Here is a 23,199-nt window from a genome sequence, read left to right as displayed (position 1 = left end):
GCATCCGTGCATAATAGGACACACTGCCTGCGCCTTAGAGGGAGTATAGCGTGAGTGAGCAAAACGTACACGCCACCCTAACCAAACAAACGAAAAAGCACCTCGATTGAGGTGCTTGTAATGGTCAGGAGCATATTCGTTGGGGGTTACGCCTGAGCTTGAACCTGTTTTGTTTGTTCGCGAGACTTTAAGAACGCATAACCAAAGCCAGTTACTGCAGTACCCGCAGCAATCGCGACCAAATACATCAACACAGGGGTAATAGCGTTTGGAATCAAGAGAACAAACAGACCGCCGTGTGGTGCCATCAGCTTCGCACCAAACAGCATTGATAGGGCACCAGTTAAGGCTCCGCCTGCCATACATGCTGGAATAACACGCATTGGGTCTTTTGCAGCAAATGGGATGGCACCTTCAGAGATGAAACACAAGCCAAGTACAAATGACGCTTTGCCCGCTTCTCGTTCACTCTGCTCAAATTTATTTTTAGCGATAAAGGTAGCAAGCCCCATACCAAGCGCCGGGACCATACCCGCTGCCATAATTGCTGCCATAGGCGCGTATGTTTGAGAAGCTAACAAACCAACACCAAATGCGTAGGCCGCTTTGTTCACTGGACCACCTAAGTCAAAACACATCATCGCGCCAAGGATAATGCCAAGTAGAACAGCGCTGTCTGATCCCATGTTGTTTAGGAAATCAGTTAAGCCATTCATAATGCCTGACACCGGACCGCCTACGATGTAGATCATGACTAAGCCAGTAAACAGTGTCGCGACAAACGGAATGATCAAAATGGGTTTAAGTGCTTCCATAGATTGTGGCAGCGACACTTTATCTGCAAGAAACTTCGCAGCATAACCCGCGATAAAACCGGCGGCGATACCACCAAGGAAGCCCGCACCGGTAGAGCTAGCAAGCATGCCTCCCACTAGACCAGGCGCTAGGCCAGGGCGGTCTGCGATAGAGAAGGCGATAAAGCCTGCTAGGACAGGAATCATCAACGCAAATGCAGAGCCACCACCGATAGTCATCAGTGCAGCAGCCAGTGTGCCTTCTTCTTTAAACGCTTCAATACCGAAAACAAAGGAGAGAGCGATGATCAAACCGCCAGCAACAACCACTGGTAGCATATGTGAAACACCAGTCATTAGATGTTTGTAAGCACCTTTCTTTTCATCACTAGGGGTCGCATTAGAATTGCCAGAGTGCTGATAAACAGTGGCAAGTTCAAAAGCCTTATCCATCTCTTCGGCTGTTTTCTTAAGTGCTGGCCCCGTTTTGGTGCGGTACATCTGCTTGCCATTGAAGCGATCCAACGGCACTTCAATATCGGCAGCAATGATGACTAAATCCGCTTCTGCGATCTCTTGATCTGTCAGTTGGTTTTTCGCGCCCACGGAACCACGTGTTTCAACCTTAATTTGGTGTCCACGACGTTTACCTTCCTCTTCTAGAGCTTCGGCCGCCATAAAGGTGTGAGCCACACCTGTTGGGCAAGCAGTAATAGCAACAACCTTTTTCACGCTGCTTTCACTGGCCACTGAGTTTGTCACTTTAGTCGCGTATTCGAGCGTACGAGCTTGTTGGGCAGCTGATTGAAGAAAATCTGCTGGATTCTTAGCAACAGTCGCTATATCTCCCTGATACACTTTTTTACCAACAAAGCGTTCTGTGTTTACAGGAGTGCTTGCCGCAATGATGACCGCATCAGCATGTTCTATCTGTTCTGCGGTTAATAAAGTTGGCTCTATAACACTGGATTGACACTCGATGTTTGCGGTCCATCCTAGCTGTTGTGCAGCTTGTTCAAGTAGGCCAGCAGCTAGGATGCTATTGGCAACCCCGCTAGGGCAAGCCGTAATAATTGCAATGTTCATAACAATAACCTTCTGTTCCTTAGTTTTTGTCTAAGCGTGTAATAGGGTGAAGCTCCGCTACCTGGGTGCGTTGCTTGAGGTTTTCCAGTTCTGCTTGACTGGTTAATCCAACGCCAACTTGACTGACAGCCATAGCTGACAGGGCAGTGGCGAAGCGTAGTAATTCCGTTTTTGGCATCTTTTGCATGTGGCCCCAACAAAGACCTGCGACTAATGTATCTCCCGCACCCACGGTACTGACGACACGCATAAGTGGTGGCTCTGCATGTAGCCAATCGCCTTGGTTGAGCCACATCACGCCTTTAGCGCCCATGGAAACCACAATGTTTTCAATGCCCTTATTGCTTAGGCTTTCCGCCGCGGCTTGGCATTCGCTTGGCGAAGTTAGGTGGTTTTGAGTCAGCTCACTTAACTCTTCGTCGTTTGGCTTAATCAGCCACGGTGCCGAGTTGATTCCGGCACGCAATGCCGACTTACTGCTATCGAATAAGACTTTTTTGCCTTGATTTCGCAATTGTTCAATCCAACTCGCGCATTGCTCCTCTGATACGCCGCGAGGTAAGCTACCTGCAAGTACGAAATAGTCGTGTGTTTTTGCTAAGCGAAATAGAGTAGCTTCAAACTGGGCGATTTCTTCAGCGGTTACTGCAACACCAGGGAAATTGATGTCACTGACTCGTCCGCTTGATTCAACCAACTTAACGTTGATACGCGTTGCGCCTTCAACCTCAATGAACTCATCACACACATTGAGGTTGGCAAACAGTTGGTGGAACAGTTCAGGGTTTTCTTTGCCCAAAAATCCGGTCACTGTAACCTCAGCGCCCAAATCACAAAGGACTTTGGCAACATTTACGCCTTTACCCGCAGCATGAAAGTTACTGTTATCAACAAGACTCACTGCACCTATATTGAGCGTGTCCAAAGATCCCGTGAGATCAAGGGCTGGGTTGAGCGTTATCGTCACGACTTTGTTTGTTTTTAATTCGGTCATTTTGCTGCCCCTTAACCTTCACCAAGGCCAGAAGCAATGGCTTTGCCAATCGACTCTAGGGCGAGTGACGCATCCGGGCCTTCTGCAGAAAATTGCAACTGATGACCATGCTTAACGCCAAGGGCGATGACCTTCATGAGACTTTTGGCGTTCACCTCTTTTCTGTCACCATCAAGGTTAGAAACGCGAATGTTGGACTCAAACTTTTTCGCTTCAGCAACAAGCATGGCGCCTGGGCGAGCATGCAAACCATGCGCATTCTTAATTTTAAACACCGCGCTATGGCCGCTGCTCTCAGATTTAGGCAGACTATCTTCCCCTGTCAATAGGGCTAGGATCTGCTCGGTAGTTGCATTAAGTAGCGCCTGTTGTTCGTTATTGAACACGAGACCGCTTAACGTATTCAGAATGGGTTGATGTGCGTTATTGCAAGCCGCAAAAGCAATCAATGCACGAACGTCTTGACCTTCATATTGGCAAGCATTTGCGGTGGAGACCATCGAAACGGCAGTTCGAGAAACGTGCTTGTTGCTGCCGACTAGCCATAAACCTTGACCTAGGTGGGTTGGGGCTTTTGTGACTAGATCAGCGACAAACTCAGGACCTGCGCTTCCAGTATTTTTAATCAAACCACCCGCGACAGCGCTCATTTGCACCATATCGCTTGCGGGGAAGTTGAGTTGGATAAGTGAGGCATCAAAATCGGCGCTAAGTTGTACATCGCCGTTAAGCAGAGCGATAATTTCTTGCTCATTTTTAGCGTCACGCAAGCGCTGCTCAACGCCATCTGCGCCCAAAACTTTCGTCAGTTGCTTTAAAATACCTAAGTGTTCATCTGACTTTGCCGCAATACCAATCGCAACGAAAACGGTGTTTCCATCTCCCCAGTCGACACCTTGGGGAAAGTGGTGAACGGCGACTCCGGTCGTTTTGACCATATCACGCGTCGTTGTTGTTCCGTGGGGAATCGCAATACCATTGCCTAGAAAGGTTGAGTTTTGCTCTTCACGCGTCAGCATCCCGTCAACATAACCTTGCTCAACTAGACCCGACGAAGTGAGGCTTTGCGCGATGTTTCTAATGGCATCCAATTTGTTGGATGCGTGTTGCGATAATGAAATGTTGTTTGTATCCAGCTTAAGCATGGGGCTTCTCCAGCTTTACATTGGCTAACTTGTTTAAGTCTACAAGCACCGGTTATACATAGTGCTGATATCAACTGAATCGATTCAGCAAAAATCTAAATTTAAAAGAACTCAGGAGAATTAGTTATTCGAGCGATACTCAAGGGAAACAATTCATAACAAACAGTGATGTTCATCAATTTTCTAATTCTGCTGAATCCTTTCAGCTTTTATACTGAATCGGTTCAGCATATACTTCAACCAAACTATGGATCTTTGATGTAGTATTATGATCCCGCGCACAGAACAAGGTTGAGTATATGACACTGGATGAAGTCGCCAAATTAGCTGGCGTTTCCAAGACTACGGCAAGTTACGTTATTAACGGGAAGGCACAAAAATATCGCATTAGTGAAAAAACACAGCGCAAAGTAATGGATGTCGTAAATGAGCACAACTACCGTCCTGATCTCGCGGCATCGACACTTAGAGCAGGGCACAGCCGCTCCTTTGGCTTGATCATCCCAGACCTTGAAAACACCAGTTACGCCCGCCTTGCCAAGCTGCTCGAACAAAACTCTCGATCGGCAGGCTACCAAATCCTTATTGGCTGTTCGGATGATGACGCGGCGACGGAAAAAAATGTTGTCCAAGCACTGGTAAGCCGGAAAGTGGATGCATTGTTTGTGGCGAGTGTTATTCCAGAAGCAAGTGAGTTCTACCTTGAACTTCAGAACAAGGGCACACCAGTGATTGCGCTTGACCGCCCATTAGATGACGAACACTTTTCTTGTGTGATCAGTGAAGATTTTGGTGCGTCCTTTGAACTCACTCAATCCGTTCTTAGTGACGGTGTAACCAACGTGGGTTTAATAGGTGCTCTACCCGAGCTAAACGTATCGCGAGAACGCGAACTGGGATTTTTATCGGCTGCAAAACAACAGGGTATTAGCACTACGGTTGGCTATGGAGAGCACTTCAATCGTGACAGCGGTAAGCGCGTCCTGGAACAATGGATAGCTAATGATGATCTGCCAGATGCGTTGATTACAACGTCATACACGCTTTTAGAAGGCGTACTTGATGTCCTATTAGAGTGTCCAGAACTAGTTGGAAAACTAAAAATTGCCACATTTGGTGACAACAGACTGCTTGATTTCCTACCTGTGAAAATCAACTCTTTGCCGCAGCAGTTTGAGTTAATCGCTGACAGCGCAATGGCATTGGCCTTGAACGCGGCATCAAAACGCTACCAATCAGGCATTGAGTTGATACCGAGAAAGATTGTTGTCAGAGGGTAAATAGTAAAACCCAGCCGAGGCTGGGTGCATTCAAAATTGAGTGCTTATAGTTGGAAGCGGACCGACATGGTCACTTGCGGTCCGTACAAGCCGTTGTTGCGAGTTTCCGCAGATAGCGAGAGCTGTTCTGTAGAATGGAAACGAACCCCCGCGTGAAAAACTGAAGCGCTGCCGTTACGACCCAGTCTCGCAGTCGCTTCAATTTGATCGGTTAACCAGATTCGCGTACCGATATTCATTTCTGTTTGTGAGCGGTTATCTCGACTTGAATCATCAGGAAAATCGACATAGTGAATCAAGAGTTGACCGTAAATATCAGCAAACTGAGAGATAGGGCCATTAAAGCCAACGCCGCCTGCGACGTCGTAATCGCCCTCAAACTGTGAATCAACGCGAGCGATTAAGTGAGAGTTCTCAGTAAGAAACGTACTGACTTCCAGACCAGTGCTCTCTGGTCCAATTGACGTACGTAACTCTCCGTAGGTGTAATTAAAGTTATTGGCTTGTGCCACTCCGGTTAGGCCAGCACATGCAATAGCGCTCGCGATGATAAACTTTTTCAAAGCAGTCTCCGACTTACATCAATTTTTTGACTCTGCAATCTGCAAGCAATATACACGCCAAATACTAACGTAATTGTCGGATAATGAAACACTTTTACAAAATTTGAATGTGTTCTACTTCAATTTCTGGGTGTTTACCACCTTCGTATTCACCAAATAAACGGACCTTTGTCGTTTCATTGATTGATTCATTCAACCGAACGTCGTCATCGAGCTCGATCGTCATCTCTGACTGACCATCACTGAACACAAACTCATCTTTACTTACCTGACGAATAAGAAAACCTTCGACCACAACCTCTTTGTCTCGGAACGATTTCTGTGCCAATAGGGTATCCAAAGAAACCGTCTCTACAGGTCCTGCATAGTTGATAGATGTTTGATCTTTGTCGCCATGAGCAAATGCCATGCTCGGAACAATGAAGGCAACAGCGGTAAGTGCAATTAGGGGTGATTTAATTTTCATGCTTAATCCTCGATATGGTTGGTGCATAGCGTAATTAAACACAAACTCGGTTGAACTGATGCTGAGTGCAGCATTCATATTCGATTCATTATTGAGTATTAGGTTCTAAAACCGCTATTATCACGGTTTAAATCAGATAATTATCATCAACAACATTATGCAGTCGACCAACAGAGCACTTATGGTGCAGGGCACAACCTCCGATGCAGGCAAAAGTGTACTAGTGGCAGCTTTATGCCGCGTACTGGCACGACGTGGAGTGAAGGTCGCCCCATTCAAGCCTCAGAATATGGCCTTAAACAGTGCTGTTACGGCAGACGGCGGCGAAATAGGGCGAGCTCAGTATGTTCAAGCCATTGCTGCAGGCATCTCACCTCATGTTGATATGAACCCTGTATTATTAAAACCTTGTACCGATACTGGCGCTCAAGTCATCATTCAAGGCAAAGCTGTCGCAGATATGAATGCCATAGGTTATCAAAGCTACAAGCAGTTCGCGCTTCCTTATGTGCTTGAGTCTTTTGAACGATTGCAATCTCACTTTGAAACCGTAGTTATTGAAGGTGCAGGTAGCCCAGCCGAAGTGAACCTCAGAGAAAATGATATCGCGAACATGGGATTTGCCGAGTGTGCCGACACCCCTGTGATCATTATCGCTGATATTGATAAAGGCGGCGTATTTGCTCATCTTTACGGAACGTTGGCGCTGTTATCAGAATCGGAGCAAAAACGCGTTATCGGATTTGTTATCAATCGCTTTCGTGGTGACCTCTCTCTTTTAGAGCCGGGATTAAAGTGGTTGGAAGAAAAAACAGGTAAGCCTGTACTCGGCGTTTTACCTTATCTGCATGGTTTTGATCTTGAGGCGGAAGATGCCATCAACCCTGAACAAGTGAAAGGTGAACACGCAAAACTCAATGTTGCGATTCCTGTGCTGCCTCGCATTAGCAACCATACTGACTTTGATGTACTCCGCAGTCATCCAGATGTTAACGTCAACTTTGTTGGTCCGGGTCATTCACTTAGTAACTGCGATCTGATCATTTTACCCGGCTCAAAAGCGGTGCGTGCTGATTTAGAATTTCTGCGTCAACAAGGTTGGGACACGGATATAAAACGCCACCTTCGCTATGGTGGCAAGGTGATAGGTGTCTGTGGCGGCTATCAAATGCTAGGTGAAAGTATCAGTGACCCTCACGGTATCGAAAGTGAACCAGGCACATCGGCCGGACTCGGGTACTTACCAGTCTCTACTGAACTGGCAAAAAACAAAACACTAACCAACATGCAGGGCACACTGACGTTAAATGGTGCGACAGTTCCTGTTTCCGGATACGAAATTCATGCTGGAGTAACAACCTCGAACACGCATTCTCCCGTCACGTTCACGAATGGCGTAGCAGACGGAGCGATCAGCGAATGCAATCAAGTCTTTGGGTCTTATCTTCATGGGTTGTTTGACCAACCTGAAGTGATTCCACTCATCACCAAATGGATGGGGATCGGAGAAGTAAAAACCGTCGATCACAAACAAAACCAAGAGAACGCCATCAATCGAATTGCAGATGCGGTTGAAGAGCACCTCGACTTAAATACTCTATGGCCAACAATGGGCTTTTAATCGCATGAACTTTATACCGACCATCACTGTGGCCATATTGGCAATTTTCAGTATCAGCGCAAACGCAGCGGATAAGCTAAGAGTCTATGCGGCGTCGTCCATGACCAGTGCACTGACACAAATCGCCGAACAATTTGAAAAAAATAATGATATAGACGTAACCCTAATTTTGGGAGGCAGCTCGTCGCTCGCCCGTCAATTGGTCAATGGGGCACCTGGCGATGTGTTTATCTCCGCTAACGACAAATGGATGGATTACGTCGTTAAAACCAACAGCTTAAACAGTGACGCCGTCACAAGTATTGCAAGCAATCGTCTGGTGGTCATCGCTCCAAAGGGCTCATCCACTCACTTAGAGGTTGGCGATACGCAATCTTGGCGAAACGCACTCGGGAATAGTCGCCTTGCTATTGGTCAAACCAACGCTGTCCCAGCAGGCATCTATGCAAAACAGGCATTGGAAAACTTAGGTCAATGGGAGTTCCTAAAAGGGCACCTGGCTCCAACAAGCAATGTCCGTATCGCGCTGACGCTCGTTGAAAGGCAAGAGGCACTACTTGGTATCGTCTATCATACCGATGCGCTTTCTAGTGACGGTGTAACATCAATCGCAACCTTTGACCCATCGTTACATAGCCCGATTAGCTACCCCGCAATAGAGTTGCGTAGCACGCTCCAATCCACTGAGTTTCTTCGTTACTTAAAAAGCGAAGACGCCAAAGCCATTTTGCACAAACATGGATTTCAATAGGAGCAGCGCGTGCTATCTGATTACGAACTTGAAGCATTGATGCTTAGCTTAAAAGTTGCCATGTACTCTGTGCTTTGGTTAATCCCTATCGGTATTTTTTTCGCTTGGGTTCTGGCCAAAAAACAGTTTGTTGGCAAGAGCCTAGTCGATAGTTTTATCCATCTTCCCCTTGTTCTACCTCCGGTTGTTATTGGCTACTTGCTGTTAATCACGTTAGGGCGTCAAGGCGTATTGGGTCAGTGGCTCTATAACGCGCTAGGTGTCTCGTTCTCATTCAGTTGGAAAGGCGCGGTCGTTGCTTGTCTTGTTGTTTCATTGCCACTAATGGTACGTTCAGTGCGTCTTAGTCTGGAAAATGTTGATACTAAACTTGAACAAGCAGCAGCAACGCTTGGCGCGTCTCCTTTAAAGGTGTTTTTTACCATTACATTGCCATTAACAGTGCCGGGCATCATCACTGGTACGATGCTTTCCTTTGCGAGAAGCCTAGGGGAGTTTGGTGCGACCATAAGCTTTGTCTCCAATATTCCTGGAGAAACGCAAACAATCCCTCTTGCGATGTACAGTTTCATTGAAACGCCGGGATCAGAAATGGAAGCGATGCGTTTGTGTGTCATTTCCATCGTGATTGCGTTGGCATCAATGATTGCTTCAGAGGCCTTGGCGCGCTTTAGCTCTAAGCGTTTAGGTGGACGTTAGTATGACGATATTAATTCAATATAAACAAACGCTGGGCGAACAACACTTTGACATCGACCTCAGGCTGCCCGCAAAGGGGATCACTGCCGTTTTCGGTCGCTCGGGAGCGGGGAAAACATCGCTGATCAATGTTGTTGCTGGACTCGCTCAACCCAGCAGTGGCCATATCTCCATCAATGGCAACGTGCTTTACGATTCAACTCGACAATTGAACGTTTCCACTCATCGACGCAATATCGGTTACGTTTTTCAAGAGGCTAGGCTGTTTCCGCATTTTAGTGTGAAAGGTAATCTGAAATACGGCTGTAAAGTCCCAGACGATGACTATTTTCAATCGGTCGTATCTTTGCTTGCGTTAACGCCGTTACTTGACCGTTTACCCAATCAGCTTTCTGGGGGAGAGAGGCAGCGGGTGGCTATCGGTAGAGCGTTACTCTCTAAACCCGATTTATTATTGATGGATGAACCATTGGCTTCCTTAGATCTTCCACGAAAGCGCGAGGTGTTGCCGTTTCTAGAGCAGCTTTCGAACACGGTCGACGTACCAATATTGTATGTATCTCATAGCCTAAATGAAGTCCTTAGGCTTGCAGAGAATATGGTGGTCATTGAACAAGGTAAAGTGGCAGCGAGCGGCACGTTAGAGCAGGTTTGGGCGTCGCAGGCAATGACACCGTGGCAGTCTTTTTCAGAGCAAAGTTCGCTGTTTCAGGCTGTTATTGCTGAGCATAATCATGACTACGCACTTTCACGTGTTCAACTTGCTCCTGAAGTTAATCTTTGGGTACAAAAAATTGATGGTCACGTCGGTGACAGCGTGCGACTGCAAGTAAGATCAAACGATGTGTCCTTAGTGTTAGAAAAGCCTACCAAGACTTCAATCAGGAACATTATTAGCGCAACGATTGAATCGATAGAGACTTTGCAGTACGGTGATAAGCAAAGTGTGTCGGTGAGCGTGAAATTAGCGCCGGAGTGCCGATTGGTGGCAACAATCACTGCATGGGCAAGGGATGACTTGGGATTGAAGCCAGGAATGCCCGTCTATGTGCAAATCAAAGGGGTGAGCGTGACTCAAAAAGACGTTGTTGTCGCATAAAAAACGCCGCGTTGAGCGGCGTTTTTCGTATTACTTAGCGAATACATCCGTAAAGTCACGCTTCAAAATAGGGTCGCGACGCGCTTTTTTAATTTGCTTAACCATATCTTTAACGCAGTTGTGTAGAACTTGATCAAGCAACTGAGCTCGGTACTCTTCTTTTTGTTCTTCAGTCATCCCTTCCGGTAGGTTCAGAGTTGGGAACTCTTCCATGACATTTAGACCTGCGAACGCCTGACTCACAGAAATCAGTGCGTGAAACTGCTCAAAATTATCAAGAACGTTTTGTGCACTCTTTGGAAGCTCATTCCATGCTTCTCTTACCGCATCTTCCGATACTTCGTGGATTGACGTTACCATGTAGTGCATAGCTTCTGGTACTTCATCAAATTCAATTACTTGGCGAAGTTCTGCAGAAACCGTGGCAAGATCGACAGTTTGTTGCTCTGTTTGATTAACGTCAGACATTATAATTTTCTCTTAAAAGTGTGTATGTGACGGCGCTATCGTAAAAAACTGTCGATAAAAGTCAACCATAGTTGGCTCAATTCAATGAGGTGACGTATGATTTGGATATTCCCTACGCGAAATATGGATAGTGACTGATAGAATGATCCAAGCCTCTGGATCGTCAATGAAAATTCTTCTCGTTGACGACGTTCAAATGGAAAGAATGCAATTAGCCATTCGATTAAAGCAACTCGGTCACACGGTCGAGATGGCAAGCTCTGGAACCCAGGCTCTTGAGATATACCCCAGCTTCGAACCAGAGCTTGTGCTGCTTGATGTTTCCATGCCTAACATGAATGGTTTTGAACTATCGGAAAAAATCCGACAGCGCCATCCAGATTGGGTGCCGATTATCTTTTTGAGTAGTCATGATGAGCCAACAATGATCGCCAAAGCGATAGAAGCGGGTGGGGATGATTATCTCATTAAACCCGTAGACAAAGTTGTGCTGAACTCAAAGCTCATTGCCATGCAGCGTATCGCGTTCATGCGACGTGAACTAAAGCAAAAATCTGTCGCTCTTGCTAAAGCCAATGAAGAGCTTGCCAAGCTTGCGCAAGAAGACGGACTAACCAAGGTCAAGAATCGCCGCTTTATTGATGAAAAACTTGAAGAGATGATCGCCATTCACGGAAGGCACTCACTTCCACTCGGGATTATTTTACTCGATGTCGACAATTTCAAACTTTACAACGACAACTACGGTCATATCCAAGGTGATAAGTGCTTAGTTTCGATTGCCAATGCCTTGTCTGAACTGTTTGTACGTAGTGGTGAAGTTGTTGGCCGTTATGGTGGGGAAGAGTTTGTGGTCTTGCTCAGTCACACCGACAAAGATAAATTGTGTAAAGACGCAGAGCGAATACAAAACAAACTCAAAGCATTGAATATAATCCATGATTTTAGCGACGCCGCCCCACTTGTGACAGTGTCACAAGGTCTACTTCACCTGCAGCCCTCAGGCAAAGAAAATGTCGAGTCTTTGTATCAAAAGGTTGACACTGCGTTATACAAAGCCAAACAAGCAGGTCGAAATTGCTTTAAATTGGCCAATTAACGGTTTTCTCGCTTGCGCAATGCAATGAAGATGGTTAATTTAGCTCAAAATTTTTCTGTCGTTGCGCAACTTACCTAACATGAAATCTCAGCGCTTAACATACACTGCCTTAGTCTGCTCCCTCATACCGACGATGTCCACCAATGCCAAACAGGTCGATGCGTTGCGAAACTATCTGGAACAAGCCTTTGCAACGTCCATCGTTCTTACCGATAGTGACGTGTTTACACTCGGTATACATGACTTCGACCCAAACGATTGGTTTAACATACAAAACGAGGACATAGGCTCAGAAGAATCCGTTCAGCTTCGCCAACAGATTGCCGCGACTACGCTCCCTTACACATTTGATCTCGCAGGTGATAATGAAACGGGTAAACATCTGCTCTTTACACGCCTATCAGCGATACGTTCTGAGCAGGATTTCGAGGTTCCGTCGGTAGACATTAAAGATGTGAATGATGAATATGTTGTTGGCGGATTCGTCGCCTACCGCTATCAATACAAGCTGAATGATTATTGGACACTCACCCCAGGGTTTGGCTTACACCTACAGTACTTTCGCAATAGTCATGATTATCGGAGCGACCTATCAGAGGAGTTCGTTAAACCTCAGTTAGATGGCGTGCTATTTAACACTAGCGCATGGGCCGTGAGCTACGAACCACATGTGAAAGCGAAGTATCACCAAACTACCGAATGGGGCAGTTGGAACTTTTCTTCAACATTTCACTATTTCTATGGCTACGGTTGGGGCGAAGCAAACCACGGTGTCGTCGGACACCCTGAAGGGTGGTACATGGCAAATGGTGCAGATGTGTATTACAACGTCAGTCAACTCGGTGATAGTGTTCAATCTGTCTATGCGAGCTTAAGAAGAATTGAAATAGGCGGAGACACAAGTAAACCATTGGCAACGCCACACTATTATGAAGCGTCTTTGGGGTGGTTAATGACACCGCCTTTCCACACTGAGCTTATTGATAATGTTGGGATAGGGCTCAACCTCAACTATGGAAGTGCGCTTAGAGGGGGAAGCATCGTCTTTTTCTTCAATCAGGTTGAGTGAATCGTTCACTCATTGCTGTTAATTCAAACACACTTGATTGCGTCCTGATTTTTTCGCTCGATATAGCGCATCGTCAGCACACTTCATAACGGCTTTAACCTCTGGCGTTTCTCGGCTATCGCAAACACCGATACTAATAGTGATTGTGACGACATCACCATTTTTAGAGCCTTTACGCTTCTTTTGTCCCGCTTTATGGTCTTTAGGGCGAGTATCTTGATCTCTCAAGACCATTTCATAAGATTCAATACTAGCGCGCAAGATTTCGAGATGATCCCGCGCTTGGTCCGCCCATTTTCCCTTAAACAACACGGTAAACTCTTCACCACCGTAACGATAAATCCGAGCGCCTCCGCCCACATGCTTCATTTTGCTTGCGACCAAGCGAAGCACATCGTCTCCCGTATCATGCCCGTAGGTATCGTTGAACGCTTTAAAGTGGTCAATGTCAATCATGGCAATGGTGTATTTTCTGCCTAGATATTTCAGATCAGTTTCTAAGGCCAATCGCCCTGGAATGTCTGTGAGCAAATCTTTGAATGCGAGTTCATAACTGGCAGAAAGCAGGTATATCAGTAATATCACGCCCGACAATGAAAACATCATGCTCGAAATATATGGGACATGAAAATAGACAAAAGTTACCGACGCGAGCAGAGCTGAGGAGTAGATAACCGCGTCAATAATTCGATTTAAACTGGCAACACATATTGCGAAGGTCAATACAATAGCCAAAGAGTAAACGACTAATATAAAAGGAATTTTTGAGACATTCGACACGACAAAAAGGAAGGTATTGTTGATATTATCGAACCCGCCTTTCGAGAAATGGTCTAGAATCAGGTAACACCAGCCGACGAGCAATGCAAGAGTAACGAGATAAACCAAAAATGACTTGGAAAAGAGTACGTTATTTTTGTGGCTGAATACTAACGCGAGTGCAACGGGGAGTATAAATGCAAGTAACGAAAGTTCTAAGATGGTTGTGCCTGAGGAAAGAGGCGATTGCAGTCGATTTTGGATAAACCAATAGGCTCCGATCATCGCAACAGAACACATCGCAATTCGACTCTGCTTAAACGCGTGTGATAGGGCAAAACAACAAAGAAATAACACGTAAGGCAGATTACTCAGTATCCCCAAGTTAGATTGAGTAAAACCGATTGCAGAATCTAGTCCAAAGTAGATAAACGCCAGTAGCATCAATGGAAGCAGCAAACGAAACCAATGACTACTGACGATAGAAAATGACATTAAGTTGAGCCTAAGACTACTAATTAAAAGGTTAATATACTCACTTAGAATACTTTGATTTGATGAATTTCCAAGCTTTTTACTAAACTAATAGATGAAAATTGTCTGTATGCGTGAATAATAACCAAAGTCTATTAGTCAACGATGTACTAAGTTTGGCTCACACATAAAACACTCAACCAATAACAGGACGTTAATAGGAGTTACGGTTTATGCAAATTAGTGTGGATGTTCACAATTATATGGAGACCTTAGTCGGTCAAGTTCTTGCACAACCCGAGTACAGTGAGCACTTTAGTCATGAACAACTGGCGGATCTCGCGTGTTTAGCATTGAGTCAGCTCAGACCCGTCTACATAAGACATGACATTGATTTTCTATCAGCACTGCCAGAAGAAAGGCTGGTAACATTGAAAGAGTATGCCCTCAATGCCGTTATCGCAGCCAAAACCATGGTCATTGACGACAGAAGGAAAAATCGTGATGATGACGTGCCAGTTATCTTCAGCAAACCAAACTTCGATGACGACATCGAACTAGAGTGGTTCGAAAAGCCCATCCTTAGCAAAGAAAACAAGTAAAACAAGGAGACATCTGTGGGACTATTCTCGCGCTTATTCGGTGGAAAGAAACCTGATCAACCCGCACAAGTAGAGCCGATCGAGTATAAAGGATTTCTTATCTACCAAGAGGCGATATCAGAAAACGGCCAGTTTCGCATAGCCGGTCGAATTACCAAGGATATTGATGGTGAGGTCAAAACACATCGCTTTATCCGTTCGGATGTATTACCCAGCCAATCTGATGCTGATGAGTTTATGCTCAAGAAAGCGCAGATGTTTATCGATCAAATGGGCGACAGTATTTTTCATTGATTTAGCATTCCAAGTTGACAAACATCATAAATTTAAGAGCCATTAGCCGTTATGCTGATGGCTCTTTTTGTTTTGTGAGTTAATTTAATCTATTGTTTTAACGCCCATTTCATGCAACTGGTTCGACCTCTGTGCACTGCCATAAGGGGTTGTAAAAAAAGAATCTAAAAGCATGATGGTTCATTACCAACGGTTATATGTAATGAGAATTTGTCCATAGGGTGCAAGTTGTTTCGCGTGTATAAATGGGTTGGATAAAAAGAAAACAATATCGTTGCGAATAGTCAAGGAATAGCTAATGCAAATTGGTGTGCCAAGAGAAATACTCGCGGGAGAAACGCGAGTGGCTGCTTCGCCAAAGTCGGTTGAGCAGTTATTAAAATTGGGGTTCGATGTAGCTATCGAATCTGGAGCGGGGGAACTGGCGAGTTTTGACGACTCTGCATTTGAAAGTGCGGGCGCGACAATCGTCAGTAAAGAGCAAGTTTGGCAATCAGACCTGATCTTAAAAGTAAATGCACCACTGTCTGATGAGCAAAATGATGAAATCGCTCTGCTTAAAGAAGGTGCAACGTTAGTTAGCTTTATCTGGCCAGCTCAAAACCCTGAGTTAATGGAAAAGCTATCAAGCAAAAACATCAATGTGCTGGCGATGGATGCAGTGCCACGTATCTCAAGAGCGCAATCTCTTGATGCACTCTCTTCTATGGCGAATATTGCGGGTTATCGCGCAGTCGTCGAAGCAGCGCATGAATTTGGTCGCTTCTTTACCGGTCAAATCACTGCTGCAGGTAAAGTACCACCAGCAAAAGTACTTGTTGCGGGCGCGGGTGTTGCTGGCTTAGCGGCAATTGGTGCGGCGGGAAGCTTAGGTGCAATTGTTCGAGCATTTGACGTTCGACCAGAGGTAAAAGAGCAAGTCCAGTCGATGGGTGCTGAGTTCCTTGAAGTCGATTTCAAAGAAGATTCAGGTGCCGGCGATGGCTACGCCAAAGAAATGTCAGACGAGTTCAACAAAAAAGCCGCAGAACTTTATGCAGCGCAAGCGAAAGACGTCGACATCATTGTCACTACGGCCCTGATCCCAGGCAGACCTGCTCCGAAACTCATCACCAAAGAGATGGTTGATAGCATGAAAGCGGGCAGTGTGATTGTCGACCTAGCTGCGGCCAATGGCGGTAACTGCGAATACACAGTTGCAGACCAAGTCATCACAACAGCAAACGGTGTTAAAGTCGTAGGTTACACAGACATGGTCGGTCGATTACCGACGCAATCGTCACAACTGTACTCAACGAACTTAGTCAACCTTCTCAAGCTACTGTGCAAAGAAAAAGATGGCAATATCGATATCAATTTCGAAGACGTCGTTTTACGTGGTGTGACAGTAGTCAAAGAGGGCGAAGTCACTTGGCCTGCGCCACCAATTCAGGTTTCAGCTCAGCCAGAGCAAAAAGCGTCTCAGCCAGCAACGAAGCCTGAGCCAAAAGTCGAAGAACCCACTTCACCAGTTAAGAAAATCGCAGGTTTAGTGGTTGGTCTTGGTGCTTTTGCATGGATCGCTTCCGTTGCTCCTGCTGCGTTCTTGTCTCACTTCACGGTATTCGTATTGGCATGTGTTGTTGGTTATTACGTGGTTTGGAACGTTACACACGCACTGCATACGCCTTTGATGTCAGTAACCAACGCGATCTCAGGTATCATCGTCGTCGGTGCTTTGCTTCAAATCGGACAAGGAAATGGAGCAGTGTCGTTCTTGGCGTTTATCGCAGTGTTGATCGCAAGTATCAACATATTCGGCGGCTTCACCGTGACCAAGCGTATGCTTGAAATGTTCCGTAAAGACTAAGGAGTAACAAGGAATGTCTGCAGGATTAGTACAAGCAGCTTATATTGTTGCTGCATTATTCTTTATTTTGAGCCTTGCTGGTCTGTCGAAGCAGGAATCTGCGAAAGCGGGTAACTATTACGGCATCGCAGGTATGACGATCGCATTGATCGCAACGATCTTTGGTCCAGACTCGCAAGGTTTGGCTTGGATTATCGTTGCTATGGTGATCGGTGGTGGCATTGGTATTCACTACGCCAAAAAAGTAGAAATGACTGAAATGCCAGAATTGGTGGCAATTCTTCACAGCTTTGTTGGTATGGCAGCGGTTCTGGTGGGCTACAACAGCTACATCGAACCGCCTGTAATGGAAGCGATCAACGCACAAGAAGCACATGCCGCGCATGTTATTCACATGGTAGAAGTGTTCCTAGGTGTGTTCATCGGTGCTGTGACCTTCACAGGTTCAGTGGTTGCGTTTGGTAAGCTTCGTGGCGTTATTTCATCGTCTCCACTCAATCTACCGCACAAACACAAGCTGAACTTGGCGGCGATTGTTATCTCGACATTGCTAATGATCTACTTCGTTAAAGCCGATGGCAGCATGTTCGCTCTAATCGTGATGACGTTGATTGCTTTTGCGTTTGGTTACCATTTGGTGGCATCTATCGGTGGTGCTGACATGCCAGTGGTAGTCTCTATGCTGAACTCTTATTCTGGTTGGGCAGCAGCAGCAGCCGGCTTTATGCTAGCAAACGATCTTCTGATTGTGACGGGTGCTTTGGTTGGTTCGTCAGGAGCGATCCTATCGTACATCATGTGTAAAGCGATGAACCGTTCGTTTGTAAGCGTGATTGCTGGTGGCTTCGGTCAAGAAGTCGTCATTTCTGAGGATGTAGAGCAGGGCGAGCACCGCGAAACATCAGCGGAAGAGGTTGCCGAAATGCTTAAGAACTCAAAGTCAGTGATCATTACTCCTGGATATGGTATGGCCGTTGCACAGGCTCAGTACCCAGTACACGAAATTACTGAAAAACTGAGAGCTCAAGGTGTTGAAGTTCGTTTTGGTATTCACCCTGTAGCCGGTCGTCTGCCAGGACACATGAACGTACTTCTAGCTGAAGCCAAAGTGCCTTATGACATCGTTCTAGAAATGGATGAAATCAATGATGACTTCAGCGACACTGATACCGTTCTTGTTATTGGTGCGAATGATACGGTTAACCCAGCGGCACTTGAAGATCCAAATAGCCCAATCGCTGGCATGCCAGTGCTTGAAGTTTGGAACGCTCAGAATGTCATCGTATTCAAACGTTCAATGAATACAGGCTATGCAGGTGTTCAAAACCCACTGTTCTTTAAAGAAAACACTCAAATGCTATTTGGTGATGCGAAAGATAGTGTGGACGCGATTTCGAAAGCTCTGTAACATGTTCGTTTAGTAAAAGAAGCCAGCCATTGCTGGCTTCTTTCATTTTGGCGCTAACATTATTGACACAGATATCACAATTCGGATTTATAATTTTGTCATAATGTTTTACTCTTTACCTAAACCACTGATTTAGCGAACTTTTGCATTGATTAAGACTGTACTAAAAACCGCCTTATTCTTCGTTGGCTTTAGCGCGAGTGCCGCCTATGCGGATTCACTGCCAGAAAGGATCGACAAGTTCGTTGACCTATTTGACGAGTCACAGGCAATCGAGTCTTATGATATTCGCAACCTCCAATCTGATTATCCCACTCGCTTGCTAACTCCAGAGTCGATGCTTCCGCAGACTTCTGTGTACCCTTTACGTGATATTCAACGATTGTACGCGCTTGCCAAAAAATGTACCGGTAAGCTGCCTTTAAGCCCTTTGATCACAGAGCCATTGGTGTTCACGAGAGCGATGTGTAAAGGCAATACACTAAGCGCTAAATGGTTCGCGAGAAGTACGCTTATCCACCCAGGAGGTGGCACTTACGCAAGTCGCTATGTCGAAGTTCATCCTGACAAACAGGAAGCATTGCAGCAATACATGCATATCAAAGAGCGCCCAGCGGCACCCGTTAACTCTTTACTCGGTCGCTTACAAAGCATGAATGAAGAGACGATGCTCTCATTAATCGCTGGTGCCAGCATGTTTTTGGAACAAAACGAGCTTTGGTTGCGTCAAAACGATAGCTATTTAGTATTCCCAGAAAAAATTTGGAAACAGCACATTAATAGTGCAGGGCTATCTTTCGATCTGAGAAGCTCATCCACAAGCTGTTTTGTGCAACGCGGTAATCTATGTTGGAGCGTTGAGGATCATTCCGACATTTTGCGCATCAGCATGGTCGCCCTAGTGATCGCAAATATTTTATTGGTCCTCGGTTGGTCAGTGTATCGGTGGAACACGAAACGACAGGAAATGAAGAGCCGAATGTTGATACTTCAAATCTTGACGCATGAACTCCGAACTCCAATTGCCAGCTTATCTTTGACCGTTGAAGGATTTAGGCGTGAGTTTGAGAAGCTTCCTGAATCACTTTACGATGAGTTTCGCAGATTGTGTGAAGATTCTCGACGACTAAGGCAACTCGCAGAGGCGAGTAAAGACTATTTGCAGTCAGATAACAAACCACTCGCAACAGATTGGGTACCATCTGTCCAAGAGTGGTTAGAGTACAAAGTAGAAGAAGAATTTAATGGCAACGTCGAGTTCACCATCAATCAGGACGTTGCCGCCAAGCTCAATGTATATTGGCTAGGCACATGTATCGATAACTTGATACGTAATGCGGTGAAGTATGGCGTGGCTCCAGTGACTCTAGAGGTGCTCACTGGTGAAAAAACGCTCATGGTAAAAGTTATAGATCAAGGCCAACTTAGTAAGAAAGATTGGCGTCACTTACGCAAGCCTTTCGTGAGCAAAAGTGGTCTTGGTTTAGGTTTAACTATCGTTGAATCTATGGTGGATAGAATGGGGGGTAAAATGACCCTGATAGGTCCACCAACAACGTTTATTTTGGAGATACCTTGTGAAACAGACACTGCTTCTCGTTGAAGACGACAAAAACTTAGCAGATGGCTTGTTAGTAAGCCTAGAACAAGCGGGATACGAGTGCTTTCACTCCGAAACTATTGCCGACGTCGCGCAATACTGGGATAAAGCTGATCTCGTTATTCTTGACAGACAACTGCCCGATGGCGACTCTGTTCAGCATTTACCTGAATGGAAAAACATCAAAGAAGTTCCCGTTATTTTGTTAACTGCGCTGGTAACAGTGAAGGATAAAGTGACGGGTTTAGATGCAGGGGCTAACGATTACTTGACGAAACCTTTCGCTGAAGCGGAGTTATTTGCTCGAATTCGTGCTCAACTACGCAGCCCTGAAAATGAAAGCCAAGATGATTCCAAAGTCAAAACCGAGCACTTGGTCATTGATAAAGCGACACGAGAAGTCGTCTATAAGGAAGAATCGATCACGCTCACGCGTACAGAATTTGATTTGTTGCTATTTTTGGCCAGCAATCTTGGTCGTGTGTTTACGCGTGACGAACTATTGGATCATGTTTGGGGTTATAACCATTTCCCAACCACTCGCACCGTCGATACCCATGTATTACAACTTCGCCAAAAACTACCAGGCCTTGAAATTGAAACATTGCGTGGTGTTGGCTACAAAATGAAAGCTTGATGAAAAAAGTTTATCCAATTATCGGTGCGCTCCTATTGAGTGCACCGACATTTGCCAAAGACGACGTCCCGTGGTTTGAAAGTAATACGCCTCTCACTCAAGCGCACAAACACTTATTAAACGGTGACTTACCTGCGATGTTTTCATCGTTAGTAGAGGTCTGGCAGCTCGATAAAAACCAATCTATCGCCCCGCACCTAAACGCTCTGTTTTTGCAATCTCTTGAAGTTGACTGCGGAAAAAGCCTAGACACTAAACCGTTCCCCAACTGGCTTAACAGTGTCGTAGTGATAAGATCGGACATCCAAAGCCCTGGTCGCGATGCCTATCGCGCAATCATTGAAGTCGAAGCTGACAAAACCATCAAAGATATCACACTTAGCAAGTGGGTTACTCGCAACCTTTCTACAGATAGCTCCTTGAATACAGTGGCTTTGAGTGACAATGTCACAAAATATGTAAAACGCTATAACTTAAATAGCCGGATGCAAATGGGGTTATACCGTATCGATGTCACTGCGGCAGATCAAAGCTCTTGGAGCTCATGGTTAGTATTAGGTGATCCAAAAGCAAAAGTATCAGTGCGCTGGCAATCAAAAGACCAGTGGAAAGTAGAGAAAAATGCGCTTTTAAACCCACATTGTCCGTTGCCTAAGCTTGAAGCATCGCTCTATGATTTCATTGATGGTAAGTACAATCGCGTGTGGAGCCAAAGCTATGAGTCTGACTACCCAAATGAACTCAATCAGAACGTGATTGAACCAGGAAGGTATGTTTTAGCCGTCTCAATGAATCACGCTCGCTGGCAAGGACCCATAATTGTAGAACAATCCCAAATAATCAGTAAAACATATGATGTTTCACTAGATGAATAATTAAAGATATCCCACAATATGTCGATATAGCCTTAAGGGACAATAACTGTATATATCGATATGAAAAATACAATAAAACTGCTGCCATTATCATTGGCGCTTGCAAGCACCACAGCATGGTCTGCCAACTACGCAATCGAAGCCCGAGGCGATGCGATGGGTGGAGTAGGTGTCGTGTCCGCGAACTTTTTAACTGCGCCTTTCTATAATCCAGCGCTTACCGCTATCTATCGACGCAATGACGATATTGGGATGATTACTCCGAGCTTCGGTTTGCTTTATGACGATCAGAACCAATTAGTTGACGATCTAGACTCTGCATCAGAGATTATCGCGTCTGCAGACCCTACTAGAGCGAGTGAATTACAAACAGTTCTCGATAACATGGAAGGCGATCAACTCAAAGCAGAGATCGGCGGTGTCGTTGCTTTTGCGATTCCAAACAGATTTATAGCAGCAAATTTGTATGGTAAAGCTTACTACGAATCTTTTGTAAACCCTGTCATTTCAACTGCAAGTACAAACCCTGACCCTAATTTAGCAACACTGGAAAACGCACAAAATAGTACAGTCAACGCTGTATCGATTGGTGTGACTGAAGTCGGTTTATCTCTCGCTAAATACCAAACGTTTCTCGGCCAACACATTGCATTTGGTGTAACACCAAAACTGCAACGCATTTATACTTATGTATATGAAGCTAGCCTATCAGACTACAGTCTAGCAGACACACGAGATAACGATACTGGCGAAACAATGCTGAACTTCGACGCTGGCTTTGTGTGGTTTTATGGGCCAATTCGTGCAGGGATATCAGCAAGTAACTTAATCAGCCGTGATATTGAGACGAAAACGGTCGTTTCTGCGATTCCTACTAACCCAACGCTTTCTTACTCCTATCAGATGCGACCACTTTATACGGTTGGTTTTGGCCTAGTAGCAGATTACGCGACTATTAGTGTTGACTACGACTTAAACGAAGAAGAGCGTTATACAAACTTCGACGATAACACTCAAATGCTCCGTGTAGGCGGCGAGATCGATATCTTACGCCAGCTCAAACTAAGGGCAGGTTGGAAACGTAACTTAGCTTACGATAACCTAGATGACACAATCACCGCAGGTATTGGCATTTCACCTTTAAACCTTTTCCAGATGGATATTGGTGCAAGCTACACCAATGAGAACTCAATGGGCGCGTACATCAACTTCCTGACAAGCTATTAGACATCTGGTGTAAACCGCAGAAACATAATATAGTCGGCTCCTAATAAACCAGGAGCCTTTTTTATGTTTGATGATTTACCTCCTCTCAGCCACGCCGAACAACAAGAAGCTGTTGAAAAGATTCAAAAGCTAATGTCAGAAGGAATGAGCACCGCTCAAGCAATCAAAGTTGTTGCAGAACAAATCCGCGAACAAGCGAAAAAACAGAACTCATAATCCCATCAAATAGTACCCGGTCATCAGGGCAGGGTACTTATCAACTAGCCTTCATTCTCATCCAACTACCACACTATAACCGAATACAAAACCTCGCTCGCTCTCTCTTTGCGATGACACAACT

23 protein-coding genes are annotated in these 23,199 nt (G+C 45.4%); 16 read left to right on the top strand and 7 right to left on the bottom strand.

Translation table 11 applies throughout. The features are described from left to right. Positions 1-146 precede the first annotated feature (146 nt). From fruA to fruB, 3 genes are read right to left on the bottom strand one after another with little or no spacing between them, the layout of a single operon-like run. The gene (fruA, locus tag ACUALS_RS17835) at positions 147-1,880 is read right to left on the bottom strand and encodes a PTS fructose transporter subunit IIBC (protein WP_454449270.1); all 1,734 of its coding nucleotides are present in this window, start codon (positions 1,878-1,880) and stop codon (positions 147-149) included. A gap of 19 nt (positions 1,881-1,899) precedes the next feature. Further along, on the bottom strand, positions 1,900-2,874 hold the full coding sequence (gene pfkB / locus ACUALS_RS17830) for a 1-phosphofructokinase (protein ID WP_454449269.1): 975 nt from the start codon (positions 2,872-2,874) through the stop codon (positions 1,900-1,902). An 11-nt stretch (positions 2,875-2,885) separates the two neighbouring features. Next, the gene (fruB, locus tag ACUALS_RS17825) at positions 2,886-4,019 is read right to left on the bottom strand and encodes a fused PTS fructose transporter subunit IIA/HPr protein (RefSeq protein ID WP_454449268.1); all 1,134 of its coding nucleotides are present in this window, start codon (positions 4,017-4,019) and stop codon (positions 2,886-2,888) included. Between the two features lie 299 nt (positions 4,020-4,318). Between fruB and cra the strand changes: the two genes are divergently transcribed. Next, complete coding sequence (gene cra, locus ACUALS_RS17820; protein WP_454449267.1) at positions 4,319-5,299, top strand: catabolite repressor/activator; 981 nt, start codon at positions 4,319-4,321, stop codon at positions 5,297-5,299. A 44-nt stretch (positions 5,300-5,343) separates the two neighbouring features. On the opposite strand, the gene ACUALS_RS17815 is transcribed toward cra, so the two are convergent. Further along, complete coding sequence (locus ACUALS_RS17815) at positions 5,344-5,862, bottom strand: hypothetical protein (protein ID WP_005471192.1); 519 nt, start codon at positions 5,860-5,862, stop codon at positions 5,344-5,346. Between the two features lie 94 nt (positions 5,863-5,956). Then, positions 5,957-6,322 (bottom strand): YgiW/YdeI family stress tolerance OB fold protein, encoded by a 366-nt coding sequence (locus ACUALS_RS17810; protein ID WP_039481608.1) that lies wholly within the window; start codon positions 6,320-6,322, stop codon positions 5,957-5,959. 163 nt (positions 6,323-6,485) lie between these two features. Here ACUALS_RS17810 and ACUALS_RS17805 point away from each other — a divergent pair, with 163 nt between their 5' ends. The 4 genes from ACUALS_RS17805 to modC are packed head-to-tail and all read left to right on the top strand — an operon-like array spanning position 6,486 to position 10,498. Then, positions 6,486-7,949, top strand: coding sequence for a cobyric acid synthase (locus tag ACUALS_RS17805; RefSeq protein WP_454449266.1), 1,464 nt, complete (start codon positions 6,486-6,488; stop codon positions 7,947-7,949). A 4-nt stretch (positions 7,950-7,953) separates the two neighbouring features. Then, positions 7,954-8,700 (top strand): molybdate ABC transporter substrate-binding protein, encoded by a 747-nt coding sequence (modA, locus tag ACUALS_RS17800; protein ID WP_454449265.1) that lies wholly within the window; start codon positions 7,954-7,956, stop codon positions 8,698-8,700. A 9-nt stretch (positions 8,701-8,709) separates the two neighbouring features. After that, complete coding sequence (gene modB / locus ACUALS_RS17795) at positions 8,710-9,399, top strand: molybdate ABC transporter permease subunit (RefSeq protein WP_005471222.1); 690 nt, start codon at positions 8,710-8,712, stop codon at positions 9,397-9,399. A 1-nt stretch (position 9,400) separates the two neighbouring features. Beyond that, entirely contained in the window at positions 9,401-10,498 is a 1,098-nt protein-coding gene (gene modC, locus ACUALS_RS17790) for a molybdenum ABC transporter ATP-binding protein ModC (protein WP_454449264.1), read from the top strand. A 30-nt stretch (positions 10,499-10,528) separates the two neighbouring features. On the opposite strand, the gene ACUALS_RS17785 is transcribed toward modC, so the two are convergent. Beyond that, on the bottom strand, positions 10,529-10,966 hold the full coding sequence (locus ACUALS_RS17785) for a DUF3069 domain-containing protein (protein WP_038187250.1): 438 nt from the start codon (positions 10,964-10,966) through the stop codon (positions 10,529-10,531). A gap of 166 nt (positions 10,967-11,132) precedes the next feature. Here ACUALS_RS17785 and ACUALS_RS17780 point away from each other — a divergent pair, with 166 nt between their 5' ends. Further along, positions 11,133-12,065: a GGDEF domain-containing response regulator gene (locus ACUALS_RS17780; RefSeq protein ID WP_038137375.1), complete on the top strand. Its 933-nt coding sequence runs from the start codon at positions 11,133-11,135 to the stop codon at positions 12,063-12,065. Between the two features lie 79 nt (positions 12,066-12,144). After that, positions 12,145-13,134 carry a Solitary outer membrane autotransporter beta-barrel domain gene (locus ACUALS_RS17775; RefSeq protein ID WP_454449263.1) on the top strand — a complete coding sequence of 330 codons (990 nt, stop codon included), beginning with the start codon at positions 12,145-12,147 and terminating at the stop codon, positions 13,132-13,134. A gap of 18 nt (positions 13,135-13,152) precedes the next feature. Here the strand turns inward: ACUALS_RS17775 and ACUALS_RS17770 are convergent, their stop codons facing one another. After that, on the bottom strand, positions 13,153-14,388 hold the full coding sequence (locus ACUALS_RS17770; protein WP_454450014.1) for a GGDEF domain-containing protein: 1,236 nt from the start codon (positions 14,386-14,388) through the stop codon (positions 13,153-13,155). Positions 14,389-14,600: 212 nt separating this feature from the next. Here ACUALS_RS17770 and ACUALS_RS17765 point away from each other — a divergent pair, with 212 nt between their 5' ends. The 9 genes from ACUALS_RS17765 (at position 14,601) to ACUALS_RS17725 (ending at position 23,075) form a co-directional block, all read left to right on the top strand. Next, the gene (locus ACUALS_RS17765; protein ID WP_038136909.1) at positions 14,601-14,969 is read left to right on the top strand and encodes a late competence development ComFB family protein; all 369 of its coding nucleotides are present in this window, start codon (positions 14,601-14,603) and stop codon (positions 14,967-14,969) included. Positions 14,970-14,984: 15 nt separating this feature from the next. Then, positions 14,985-15,263 (top strand): HlyU family transcriptional regulator, encoded by a 279-nt coding sequence (locus ACUALS_RS17760; RefSeq protein WP_005476869.1) that lies wholly within the window; start codon positions 14,985-14,987, stop codon positions 15,261-15,263. Between the two features lie 298 nt (positions 15,264-15,561). After that, positions 15,562-17,112, top strand: coding sequence for a Re/Si-specific NAD(P)(+) transhydrogenase subunit alpha (gene pntA, locus ACUALS_RS17755; RefSeq protein WP_005476855.1), 1,551 nt, complete (start codon positions 15,562-15,564; stop codon positions 17,110-17,112). Positions 17,113-17,125: 13 nt separating this feature from the next. Then, the gene (pntB, locus tag ACUALS_RS17750) at positions 17,126-18,520 is read left to right on the top strand and encodes a Re/Si-specific NAD(P)(+) transhydrogenase subunit beta (protein WP_038136900.1); all 1,395 of its coding nucleotides are present in this window, start codon (positions 17,126-17,128) and stop codon (positions 18,518-18,520) included. Positions 18,521-18,668: 148 nt separating this feature from the next. Continuing rightward, entirely contained in the window at positions 18,669-20,123 is a 1,455-nt protein-coding gene (gene vxrA / locus ACUALS_RS17745) for a sensor histidine kinase VxrA (RefSeq protein ID WP_454450013.1), read from the top strand. After that, positions 20,098-20,757, top strand: a complete 660-nt coding sequence (gene vxrB / locus ACUALS_RS17740) for a response regulator transcription factor VxrB (protein ID WP_038136895.1) — start codon at positions 20,098-20,100, stop codon at positions 20,755-20,757. The genes vxrA and vxrB overlap by 26 nt, the downstream gene beginning before the upstream one ends. Beyond that, on the top strand, positions 20,757-21,632 hold the full coding sequence (locus tag ACUALS_RS17735) for a DUF2861 family protein (protein ID WP_454450012.1): 876 nt from the start codon (positions 20,757-20,759) through the stop codon (positions 21,630-21,632). The genes vxrB and ACUALS_RS17735 overlap by 1 nt, the downstream gene beginning before the upstream one ends. Positions 21,633-21,692: 60 nt before the next feature. After that, the gene (locus ACUALS_RS17730) at positions 21,693-22,859 is read left to right on the top strand and encodes a conjugal transfer protein TraF (RefSeq protein WP_454450011.1); all 1,167 of its coding nucleotides are present in this window, start codon (positions 21,693-21,695) and stop codon (positions 22,857-22,859) included. 63 nt (positions 22,860-22,922) lie between these two features. Continuing rightward, on the top strand, positions 22,923-23,075 hold the full coding sequence (locus tag ACUALS_RS17725) for a YoaH family protein (RefSeq protein WP_005473247.1): 153 nt from the start codon (positions 22,923-22,925) through the stop codon (positions 23,073-23,075). Positions 23,076-23,199 lie beyond the last annotated feature (124 nt).

The sequence above is a fragment of the Vibrio sp. NH-7 genome (assembly GCF_053643215.1).
This window is presented reverse-complemented; position numbering and strand designations above follow the sequence as displayed.

Excerpts from the sequence above, each read along its gene's own strand:
- fruA (WP_454449270.1), bottom strand. The coding sequence starts at position 1,880 with ATGAACATTGCAATTATTACGGCTTGCCCTAGCGGGGTTGCCAATAGC.
- pfkB (WP_454449269.1), bottom strand. The coding sequence starts at position 2,874 with ATGACCGAATTAAAAACAAACAAAGTCGTGACGATAACGCTCAACCCA.
- fruB (WP_454449268.1), bottom strand. The coding sequence starts at position 4,019 with ATGCTTAAGCTGGATACAAACAACATTTCATTATCGCAACACGCATCC.
- cra (WP_454449267.1), top strand. The coding sequence starts at position 4,319 with ATGACACTGGATGAAGTCGCCAAATTAGCTGGCGTTTCCAAGACTACG.
- ACUALS_RS17805 (WP_454449266.1), top strand. The coding sequence starts at position 6,486 with ATGCAGTCGACCAACAGAGCACTTATGGTGCAGGGCACAACCTCCGAT.
- modA (WP_454449265.1), top strand. The coding sequence starts at position 7,954 with ATGAACTTTATACCGACCATCACTGTGGCCATATTGGCAATTTTCAGT.
- modC (WP_454449264.1), top strand. The coding sequence starts at position 9,401 with ATGACGATATTAATTCAATATAAACAAACGCTGGGCGAACAACACTTT.
- ACUALS_RS17785 (WP_038187250.1), bottom strand. The coding sequence starts at position 10,966 with ATGTCTGACGTTAATCAAACAGAGCAACAAACTGTCGATCTTGCCACG.
- ACUALS_RS17780 (WP_038137375.1), top strand. The coding sequence starts at position 11,133 with ATGAAAATTCTTCTCGTTGACGACGTTCAAATGGAAAGAATGCAATTA.
- ACUALS_RS17775 (WP_454449263.1), top strand. The coding sequence starts at position 12,145 with ATGAAATCTCAGCGCTTAACATACACTGCCTTAGTCTGCTCCCTCATA.
- ACUALS_RS17770 (WP_454450014.1), bottom strand. The coding sequence starts at position 14,388 with ATGTCATTTTCTATCGTCAGTAGTCATTGGTTTCGTTTGCTGCTTCCA.
- ACUALS_RS17765 (WP_038136909.1), top strand. The coding sequence starts at position 14,601 with ATGCAAATTAGTGTGGATGTTCACAATTATATGGAGACCTTAGTCGGT.
- pntA (WP_005476855.1), top strand. The coding sequence starts at position 15,562 with ATGCAAATTGGTGTGCCAAGAGAAATACTCGCGGGAGAAACGCGAGTG.
- pntB (WP_038136900.1), top strand. The coding sequence starts at position 17,126 with ATGTCTGCAGGATTAGTACAAGCAGCTTATATTGTTGCTGCATTATTC.
- ACUALS_RS17735 (WP_454450012.1), top strand. The coding sequence starts at position 20,757 with ATGAAAAAAGTTTATCCAATTATCGGTGCGCTCCTATTGAGTGCACCG.
- ACUALS_RS17730 (WP_454450011.1), top strand. The coding sequence starts at position 21,693 with ATGAAAAATACAATAAAACTGCTGCCATTATCATTGGCGCTTGCAAGC.
- ACUALS_RS17725 (WP_005473247.1), top strand. The coding sequence starts at position 22,923 with ATGTTTGATGATTTACCTCCTCTCAGCCACGCCGAACAACAAGAAGCT.